The organism is uncultured Georgenia sp. (assembly GCF_937958535.1).
Classification (GTDB): Bacteria; Actinomycetota; Actinomycetes; order Actinomycetales; family Actinomycetaceae; genus Oceanitalea.
This window is the reverse complement of sequence record NZ_CALGNQ010000127.1, coordinates 1-9,060: the sequence shown is the minus strand read 5'-3', so window position 1 is coordinate 9,060 and position 9,060 is coordinate 1. Positions and strand designations below refer to the sequence as shown.

General features: G+C 72.7%; 9 protein-coding genes. 6 read left to right on the top strand and 3 right to left on the bottom strand.

Features of this window, described 5'->3' with window-relative positions:
* On the bottom strand, window positions 1–502 hold a 502-nt coding region (locus Q0195_RS07455; protein WP_299276567.1), incomplete at its 3' end, for a BCCT family transporter.
* 127 nt (window positions 503–629) lie between these two features.
* Between Q0195_RS07455 and Q0195_RS07450 the strand changes: the two genes are divergently transcribed.
* From Q0195_RS07450 to Q0195_RS07435, 4 genes are all read left to right on the top strand, one after another.
* The gene (locus Q0195_RS07450) at window positions 630–1,193 is read left to right on the top strand and encodes a hypothetical protein (protein WP_299276565.1); all 564 of its coding nucleotides are present in this window, start codon (window positions 630–632) and stop codon (window positions 1,191–1,193) included.
* 252 nt (window positions 1,194–1,445) lie between these two features.
* Window positions 1,446–3,293 carry a translation elongation factor 4 gene (lepA, locus tag Q0195_RS07445; protein ID WP_299276563.1) on the top strand — a complete coding sequence of 616 codons (1,848 nt, stop codon included), beginning with the start codon at window positions 1,446–1,448 and terminating at the stop codon, window positions 3,291–3,293.
* Window positions 3,290–4,528, top strand: coding sequence for a radical SAM family heme chaperone HemW (gene hemW / locus Q0195_RS07440; protein ID WP_299276561.1), 1,239 nt, complete (start codon window positions 3,290–3,292; stop codon window positions 4,526–4,528). Before lepA ends, hemW begins: the two co-directional genes overlap by 4 nt.
* Window positions 4,529–4,686: 158 nt before the next feature.
* The gene (locus tag Q0195_RS07435; protein ID WP_299276559.1) at window positions 4,687–5,550 is read left to right on the top strand and encodes a hypothetical protein; all 864 of its coding nucleotides are present in this window, start codon (window positions 4,687–4,689) and stop codon (window positions 5,548–5,550) included.
* A gap of 24 nt (window positions 5,551–5,574) precedes the next feature.
* Here the strand turns inward: Q0195_RS07435 and Q0195_RS07430 are convergent, their stop codons facing one another.
* Together Q0195_RS07430 and Q0195_RS07425 are read right to left on the bottom strand one after the other, a co-directional pair.
* On the bottom strand, window positions 5,575–6,681 hold the full coding sequence (locus tag Q0195_RS07430) for a hypothetical protein (RefSeq protein ID WP_299276558.1): 1,107 nt from the start codon (window positions 6,679–6,681) through the stop codon (window positions 5,575–5,577).
* An 81-nt stretch (window positions 6,682–6,762) separates the two neighbouring features.
* Window positions 6,763–7,656, bottom strand: a complete 894-nt coding sequence (locus tag Q0195_RS07425; RefSeq protein ID WP_299276556.1) for a DUF3097 domain-containing protein — start codon at window positions 7,654–7,656, stop codon at window positions 6,763–6,765.
* A 146-nt stretch (window positions 7,657–7,802) separates the two neighbouring features.
* On the opposite strand from Q0195_RS07425, the gene hrcA reads away from it, so the two are divergent.
* On the top strand, window positions 7,803–8,825 hold the full coding sequence (gene hrcA / locus Q0195_RS07420; RefSeq protein ID WP_299276554.1) for a heat-inducible transcriptional repressor HrcA: 1,023 nt from the start codon (window positions 7,803–7,805) through the stop codon (window positions 8,823–8,825).
* 42 nt (window positions 8,826–8,867) lie between these two features.
* On the top strand, window positions 8,868–9,060 hold a 193-nt coding region (locus Q0195_RS07415; RefSeq protein ID WP_299276552.1), incomplete at its 3' end, for a DnaJ domain-containing protein.

Sequence of the window (9,060 nt, the reverse complement as noted above, 5' to 3'; positions counted from 1 at the left end):
ACATGAAGTAGGCGAAGCCCAGGGCGGGCAGCGCGAAGATCGCCCAGGTGTGCAGTCCGAAGTGGTACAGCGCGAAGCTGATCGCCTGGCGGGCGGCGGCGTCGGTCTGCCCGTCGACGTCCTGCATCGGCGGGTTGGCGTAGTGGTTGATCGGCTCGGCCACGCCCCAGAACATGAGGATCGAGCCGATACCGGCCGCGAAGAGCATGGTGAACCACGTGATGCCGGAGTGCTCGGGACGGGAGTCGCCGAGGCGGACCCGGCCGAAGCGGCTGCCGGCGAGGTAGAGCAGGAAGAGCAGGAACGTCGTCACGCCCAGCACGTAGAACCAGCCGAGGTTGGTCATGACCCAGCCGGAGGCGGCGGCGAAGAAGGCGTCGACCTGGTCGGTGAAGAGGATGGTGCCGACGACGAAGACGACGGCGACGATCGCCGCGGGGAAGAAGATGCGCGGGCTGGTCCGCAGCCCGAGGGAGTCGTGCAGTCGGTCGAGCGGTCTCACGTCGTGTGGGTCCTTCGTACTGACGGTCGGTGGACGCCCCGTTCCCGGGGCCGGACGCCCCGACGCTAACCGTGGCCGCGGCGCCCTGCACCCGGACGGCGGGCACCGCCCGTGGCAGGCTTGGACCATGAGTGCGACGAGCGAGGCGATGAACCGGATCGTCGTCAACATCGTGCGCCTGGCGCGCCGGCCCGGGCTCGTGCTGCTCGTCGCTGCGGCGGTGCCGGTCGGCGTCTTCCTCCTCTTCGGCCTCCTCATCGGCCTGGACGCGGTGAGTTGGGTGGGGTGGGTGCCGTGCGCGCTCGCGGTGCTGCTCGCGGTACCGGTGGTCGTGCTGGCGGTGCGGCGGGAGCGGCTGCAGCGGGCCACCGCCGACCTCGGTGACCACCGGGTGACGGCGGTGGGGGGTGTCGTGGTCGTACGCGGGGAGCGGGCGGCCACTCCGCTGGAGGAGGAGATGAGCACGCTGGGCGAGGCGCTGGACGAGGGCCGGCTGCACACCGCCCGCTGGTTCCCGCGGGTGGAGGCGGCCCAGCGGGCGCTGCTGCGGGCGGCCGGAGGACCGGTCAACGCCCCCTACCTGCGGGACGACCTGCGTGTCACCCTGCTCGCCTTCCTCGGCACGGTGGCCGCGATCCCGCTCGGCGTACTCGGCGCCTTCGTCTGCGCCTTCGCCCTCCTCCTCGGCTGACCCGCCGCCCCCGCCCCCGCCCCCGCCGCCGACAGCCCACGTCCCACCGAGAGCGCACTTCCCCCCGAGAGCGCATTTCCCACCGAGAGCTCAGTTCCCGCCCAGAGCTCACTTCCCGGCGCCGGGCGGATTGTCCCCCCGCCCCGCCGACGTGGGACGATGGAGCGCAGTGTGTCCTCGCGCGGCCCGGTGGCCGCCGCGACGTCGTCGCCTGAAGGAACGTGAGTGTCCCCCAAACCGAGCCCTGACCTGATGCCGGCGATCGCCCCCGCGGCGACGGCGCCCGAGCTGCTGCGCAACTTCTGCATCATCGCCCACATCGACCACGGCAAGTCGACGCTGGCCGACCGCATGCTCCAGCTCACCGGTGTCGTCGACGAGCGCACCATGCGCGCCCAGTACCTCGACCGCATGGACATCGAGCGCGAGCGCGGCATCACCATCAAGTCCCAGGCCGTGCGCATGCCGTGGCAGGTGGGGGACACCGCCTACGCGCTCAACATGATCGACACCCCGGGCCACGTCGACTTCACCTACGAGGTCTCCCGCTCGCTCGCCGCCTGCGAGGGTGCGCTGCTCCTGGTCGACGCCGCCCAGGGGATCGAGGCGCAGACGCTCGCCAACCTCTACCTGGCGCTGGAGAACGATCTCACGATCATCCCGGTCCTCAACAAGATCGACCTGCCGGCGGCGCAGCCGGAGAAGTACGCCGAGGAGCTGGCCAACCTCATCGGCGGCGACCCGGAGGACTGCCTGCGGGTGTCCGGCAAGACCGGCGAGGGCGTGCCCGAGCTGCTCGACCGGATCGTGCAGGAGATCCCCGCCCCCGAGGGTCAGATCGACGGCCCCGCCCGGGCCATGATCTTCGACTCCGTCTACGACACCTACCGCGGCGTCGTCACCTTCGTGCGCGTCGTCGACGGCCGCATCCGCCCGCGTGAGCGGATCCGGCTGATGTCGACCGGCTCCACGCACGAGCTCCTCGACATCGGCGTGAGCGCGCCCGAGCCCCAGTCCACCGACGGCCTGGGCGCCGGCGAGGTCGGCTTCCTCATCACCGGGGTGAAGGACGTCAGCCAGTCCCGTGTCGGTGACACGATCACGACGGCGGACAAGCCCGCCACCGAGCCGGTCGGGGAGTACCGCGAGCCACAGCCGATGGTCTTCTCCGGCATCTTCCCGATCGACGGCTCGGACTACCCGGCGCTGCGCGACGCTCTGGACAAGCTGAAGCTCAACGACGCCGCGCTCAACTACGAGCCCGAGACGTCGGTGGCCCTCGGCTTCGGCTTCCGCTGCGGGTTCCTCGGGCTGCTCCACCTGGAGATCATCAAGGAGCGGCTGGAGCGCGAGTTCGACCTCGACCTCATCGCCACGGCACCGAACGTCGTCTACCAGGTCGTCATGGAGGACGGCACGCGCCTGCGGGTCACCAACCCCAGCGAGTTCCCCGACGGGAAGGTCGCCGAGATCCGCGAGCCGGTCGTCAAGGCCACCATCCTCACGCCGTCGGAGTTCATCGGGCCCGTCATGGAGCTGTGCCAGCAGCGCCGCGGGACCCAGGAGGGGATGGACTACCTGTCCGCCGACCGGGTGGAGATGCGCTACACCCTGCCGCTCGCGGAGATCGTCTTCGACTTCTTCGACCAGCTGAAGTCCCGCACCCGCGGGTATGCGTCCTTCGACTACGAGCCGGCGGGCGACCAGGCCGCCGACCTCGTCAAGGTCGACATCCTCCTCAACCACGAGCAGGTCGACGCCTTCAGCGCCATCGTGCACAAGGACCAGGCCTACTCCTACGGCGTGCGCATGGCCGGCAAGCTGCGCGAGATCATCCCGCGGCAGCAGTTCGAGGTGCCCATCCAGGCGGCGGTCGGCTCGCGGATCATCGCCCGCGAGACGATCCGGGCGCTGCGCAAGGACATGCTCGCCAAGTGCTACGGCGGTGACATCTCCCGTAAGCGCAAGCTCCTCGAGAAGCAGAAGGAGGGCAAGAAGCGGATGAAGGCCATCGGGCGCGTCGAGGTCCCGCAGGAGGCCTTCATCGCCGCACTCGGCTCGGACTCGCCGACGGGGAAGGAAGCCAAGGCGAAGAAGTGAGCCCCGCCCTCCCGGCCGGCGACCCGGTCCCCGCCGACGGCTCCCTGCCCGCCTCGGCGGCGGTCGGCTCCGCGGAGCGCGACTTCGGTGTCTACCTCCACGTCCCGTTCTGCCGGGTCCGCTGCGGGTACTGCGACTTCAACACCTACACCGCCACCGAGCTCGGCGGTGGGGCGAGCCAGGCACAGTACGCCGACACCGCCCTGCGCGAGATCGACCTCGCCGCCGACGTCCTCGCCCGCGCCGGCGTGGCCGACCGCCCCGTCTCCACCGTCTTCGTCGGCGGCGGAACCCCCACCCTGCTCCCGGTGGCGCACCTGGTCGCCATGCTCGCCCACGTCCACGCGACGTGGGACCTCGCCCCCGGCGCCGAGGTGACGACGGAGGCGAACCCCGACTCCGTGACGCCGCAGTCCCTTGCGGCGCTGGCCGAGGCCGGGTTCACCCGGGTCTCCTTCGGCATGCAGTCCGCCGTCCGGCACGTGCTGGCCACTCTCGACCGCACCCACGACCCCGAGCGGCTGCCCGACGTCGTGCGCTGGGCCCGCGACGCCGGCCTCCAGGTCTCCGTCGACCTCATCTACGGCACGCCCGGGGAGTCGCTCGCCGACTGGCGCACCAGCCTGGAGGCCGCCGTCGCCCTGGAGCCGGACCACGTCTCCGCCTACGCGCTCGTCGTCGAGCCGGGTACGAAGATGGCCACCCGGGTGCGCCGGGGCGAGCTGCCCATGCCCGACGACGACGACGCGGCCGCCAAGTACGAGGTGGCCGACGACGTCCTCACCCGCGCGGGGCTGTCCTGGTACGAGGTGAGCAACTTCGCCCGCACGCCGGACCACGCGTGCCGGCACAACCTGGCCTACTGGCGCGGCGCCGACTGGTGGGGGATCGGCCCGGGGGCGCACAGCCACGTCGGGGGTGTGCGCTGGTGGAACGTCAAGCACCCGCGCGCCTACGCACAGCGCCTGGAGCAGGGGATGAGCCCCGGTGCCGGGCGGGAGGTCCTGGACGAGGACGCCCGCGAGCTGGAGCGGGTCATGCTCGGGGTGCGGCTGGCCGAGGGCCTGGAGCTCGCGCCCGGGACCGGCCGGGTGCCCGAGCACCGCCGCGAGACGGTCGCCGGGCTCATCGCCGAGGGCCTGGTGGACATGACCGCCGCCCGCGAGGGCCGCATCGTCCTCACCCGCCGCGGCAGGCTGCTGGCCGACACGGTCGTCCGCGCGCTCACCGACTGAGGCGCCGGCGGCGGGCACATCCGGCGGTTCCGGAGGTGTCACCTGGGCGGGCTATGGTGGACGGTCGCTGTCGGACAGGTTGGAGTGAGGCAACGGTGGGTCGCGGGCGGGCGGCGTGCACGTCGGCGGTCGGTGCGGGTGATGAGGCTGCCGCGACGGTGGTCAGCACCGGTGGTGACGCGGCCGCGGCCGCGGAGCTGCGGCGCCTCCTACTCGGCGTCGAGGAGTATCGGCTGCGCTGGCTGCGCCACGTCCAGCGCCGCCGCAACGGCACGATCAGCCACAGCGCCGTCGCCCGGGTGCTCAGCAGCGCCGACCCCACCGGCGCGTCCCTGGAGTCGCTGCGGGACCGCAGCCGACGAGCCCTGCGCGGGGAGGTCCTCACCCCGCCGACGCTGCGCCTGTTCAGCGAGGCCTTCGGCTTCACCCTCGCCGAGCAGGAACGCCTGTGGACCCTCCTCGGCAACACCCCGTCCACCGAGGCGTCGCGGACGTCCGACGGCGACGACGCACCTCCCGTGGTGCTGCTCTCCCATGCCGTCGACGTCCTCGTCGGCGCGGACGGCAGGAGCTGGACCGCGCGCACGACGCTGACGGTGCAGGCGCTCGCCGACGACGTCGCCCACCTGTCCCTCGGGCCGGGCCGGTCCGGCAGCGCCGCGCAGTGCGGCCCCACCGCCCTGCTCGGCTGCGCGATCGAGGTGGACGCCGGGCACGCGCTCGCCCGCTTCCCCCGGGCCCTGCGCGCCGGGGACCTGCACGTCCTGGCCTACGAGGCGGCCGGCGGTGCCATGGCCTGCGGCTACGACGTCGTGCTGACCGGACCGACCGGGTTGCTCGCCGTCCAGGTGGGCTTCACCCCGCCGGCGCTGCCGGCCCGGGTGTGGTGGCACCGGTCGCCCGACCCGGCCGCCGCCGACGCACCGGCCGAGCAGGAGGTCCTGCCGGGCCCCTCACACCGGGTGAGCTGGACCCAGCAGGACCTCGCCCCCGGCCGCTACGGGTTCACCTGGACCTGGTGAGGCCGGGCGCGGCGAGCCCCGACGTCAGTCCAGGGACAGCTCGGCGCGGATCGTGTCGAACTCGATGACCGGGGAGCTGCTCGACGGCCCGTTCTGGTAGGAGGACTCGATGACCACCGTCACCTGGTCGGTGTCTGCCGGGACCTGGAAGACGACCTCCCGGGCGAAGGCGTCGGTCAGGCTCGACGGGTCGTTGAGCGCCGGGTAGGCGGTGCCGTCGGGGGTCTCGGCACGCACCACGGTGTCGAGGTAGGTGATCGACTCGGTCACGTGCCAGTCGACCTCGACCGCCAGGTACTGCTGGCCCGGCGCTGCCCACCCGTCGCCGCGGCCGTAGCCGAGGTCGAGGAAGGGGGTGGCGTAGGCGTCCGCGACCTGGCCCTGGACCGTCGCCTCACGGTCGTTGATGAAGTGGCTGAAGGTCGTCTCGAGCCGCTCGGCGGACTCGACGGTGACCTCCCCGGGCCCCGGGTAGGCGTGCTCGACGTCGCTGCGCAGCCGTTTGCCGTCGAGCAGGCTCACCGTCTGGAAGGCGCCGTGGGTCTCCAGCTCGACGACAGCGTCCTCCGGGGCGTGGTTCTCCGGCAGCGAGACGACGACGGTGCCGGTGTGGCGGGCGCCGTCGTCGGTGCTGAAGAGCCGGTCCACCTCGCTGCCCTGCACGCGCAGCTGGGCGGTGGTGCGGGGTGCCGACCCGCGCGGCGGCCACTGCGGGTCGCGGGTCTCGTAGGTGGCGACGGCGAAGACGTGCCCGTCGGCCGGGCGCACCTCGGTCGGCTCCTCCTCCGGCTCCACCCGGATGCGGTCGCCGGTGATGTCCTCGTAGGCGTCGACCGGGATGGTCGGGACGTACCCGACGGCGGTGACCTCCAGCGCGAGCCCGGGCGCGTGCGCGCCGGTGCCGGCCCCGGGGGTGACGGGGGTGAGGTCGACCGACCCGAGCACGGCGGTCGTCCCGGCGAGGTCCGCCTCGGCGGCGGGCAGGTCGAGGTCCGGGGCGGGTGTGGCGTCGGCGGCCGCGTCGGTCCGGTCCGCCGGCTGGTCCGCGGCGGCGTCGTCACCACCACCGCACGCCGCGAGGGTGAGGACGGCGGCGACGGCGGCAGCCACGAGTGGGGATCGGCGGGTCATGAAGGGACCTCCTGGAGGCAGCGGGCAGAACGGCCGGATGCTAGGCGGGCAACCGCTCACTTACCGCGCACCCCGCTGCGGCTACTCCGGCACCTCGGTGACGAAGTCGATGAGCTCCTCCATCCGCCCGAGCAGGGCGGGGGAGAGGTCCTTGTAGCTGCGCACCGTGCCGAGGATGCGCTTCCACCCGCGGGCGACGTCGGCCTGGTCGGCGTGCGGCCAGCCGAGGGCGGCCAACGTGCCCACCTTGATGTCGGTGCCGCGCGGGACCTGCGGCCAGGCGGCCAGCCCGACCCGCTCGGGGCGCACGGCCTGCCACACGTCGACGTAGGGGTGCCCGAGCACCTTGACGTGCTGCGCCGCCCGGCCGAGGGAGGCCAGCGCCTCCCGGACCAGGCGGGACTCCTTGGAGCCGGCGACGAGGTGGTCCACGAGCACCCCCGCGCGGCGGGTGGGTCCGGGACGGAAGTCGGCCAGGACCGCGGCGAGGTTGTCCACACCCTCGAGCAGCTCGACCACCACCCCCTCGACGCGCAGGTCGTCACCCCACACCCGCTCGACGAGCTCGGCGTCGTGCCGGCCCTCGACCCAGATCCGCGAGGCGCGGGCCACCCGGGCCCGGCTCGTGTCCACCGCGATGGAGCCCGATGCCGTCAGCCGGCGTCCCCCGGCCGTCACCGGCCCGCGCGGGGCGACCTTCCGGGCCGGGGGCACCAGCCGGACGGGCCGCCCGTCCACCCAGAACCCGGCCCCCAGCGGGAAGCTGCGCCTCCGCCCGTGCCGGTCCTCGAGCACGACGACGTGCATCCCGCCCGACTTCTCCACCGCCGTCACCGCGCCCACCCAGCCCGACTCGACGTCCTCGACGACGAGCCCGAGGTCGGCGGGCTGGTCGCGGGTGGTCTGCCGGTGGGCGAAGCGCCCGGTGCGGTGGGGGTCGGAGGACAGCACGTCGGAGCCGTAACGATCGATCACCCCGGCAGACTAGGCACGCGGTGGGCGAGGTCACGGGACACCCCGTGGTGTGGCGCGTAGAATTAGCACTCCCGGTCGGTGAGTGCAAGCCACCCACCGACCGCCGTCGTGCCGCGTCGAGGGGAGCCGGGAGGAGGAGGTAGGCCGTGAACGACAACCGTCAGCTGGCGGTCCTGCGGGCGATCGTCGAGGACTACGTCCAGACCCGCGAGCCGGTGGGCTCCAAGGCGCTGGTGGAGCGTCACTCCCTCGGTGTCTCCCCGGCGACGATCCGCAACGACATGGCGGTGCTGGAGGAGAGCGGCTACATCCACCAGCCGCACACCTCCGCCGGTCGGGTGCCCACCGACAAGGGCTACCGTCTGTTCGTCGACCAGATCTCCACGCTCAAGCCGCTCTCGCCGGCGGAGCGCCGGGCGATCCAGCACCTGCTCGACGGTGCCGTCGACCTCGACGACGTCGTGGAGCGCACCGTGCGGCTGCTCGCCCAGCTCACGCATCAGGTCGCCGTCGTCCAGTACCCCTCGCTGCGCAACTCCGCGCTGCGGCACGTCGAGCTCGTGCCGCTGTCCGACCACCGCCTCCTCGTCGTCATCATCACCGACTCCGGGCGGGTGGAGCAGCGGGCCATCGAGGTCCGCACACCGCTCGACGCGGCCGTCGTGGCCGAGCTGCGTGCGCGGATCAACGCCGGCAGCATCGGGCGCCGCGTCGCCGACATCGGCACCGCGCTGGAGGACACCGCCAACCGCTTCGCCCCCGAGCACCGGCCGATGGTCCACAGCGTCATCGAGGTGCTCACCGAGACGCTGCGGATGGACGCCGAGGAGCGCATCGTCATGGCCGGCACGGCCAACCTCGCCCGTTCCGACGTCGACTTCTCCCGTACGATCGGTCCGGTGCTCGAGGCCCTGGAGGAGCAGGTCGTCCTCCTGCGCCTGCTGGAGGAGATGGCCGCAGAGGACGACGCCGTCGCCGTGAGCATCGGGGAGGAGAACCGCCACGAGGCACTGTCGGAGGCATCGATCGTGGCCACCGCCTACGGTGGTGGCAGCGGCGAGGCGATGGCCCACCTCGGTGTGCTCGGACCCACCCGGATGGACTACCCCTCGACGATGTCCTCCGTACGGGCGGTGGCCCGCTACCTCTCCCGGATCCTGGGCGGCTGACCGCCCCCGACGCACCCCCCGAACCCCACAGGAAGTGACCTGGTGAACGACTACTACGAGATCCTCGGTGTGCCGCGGACCGCGACACAGGAGGAGATCAAGCGCGCCTACCGCAAGCTGGCGCGCAAGCTCCACCCCGACGTCGCCGGTCCGGAGGCCGAGGAGCAGTTCAAGGAGGTCGGGCGCGCCTACGAGGTGCTGTCCAACCCCGAGAAGCGCCAGATGTACGACCTGG

Bases quoted from the DNA above. Each gene is read 5' to 3' on its own strand.
- Q0195_RS07430 (WP_299276558.1), bottom strand. From the start codon at position 6,681: ATGACCCGCCGATCCCCACTCGTGGCTGCCGCCGTCGCCGCCGTCCTC.
- lepA (WP_299276563.1), top strand. From the start codon at position 1,446: ATGCCGGCGATCGCCCCCGCGGCGACGGCGCCCGAGCTGCTGCGCAAC.
- Q0195_RS07450 (WP_299276565.1), top strand. From the start codon at position 630: ATGAGTGCGACGAGCGAGGCGATGAACCGGATCGTCGTCAACATCGTG.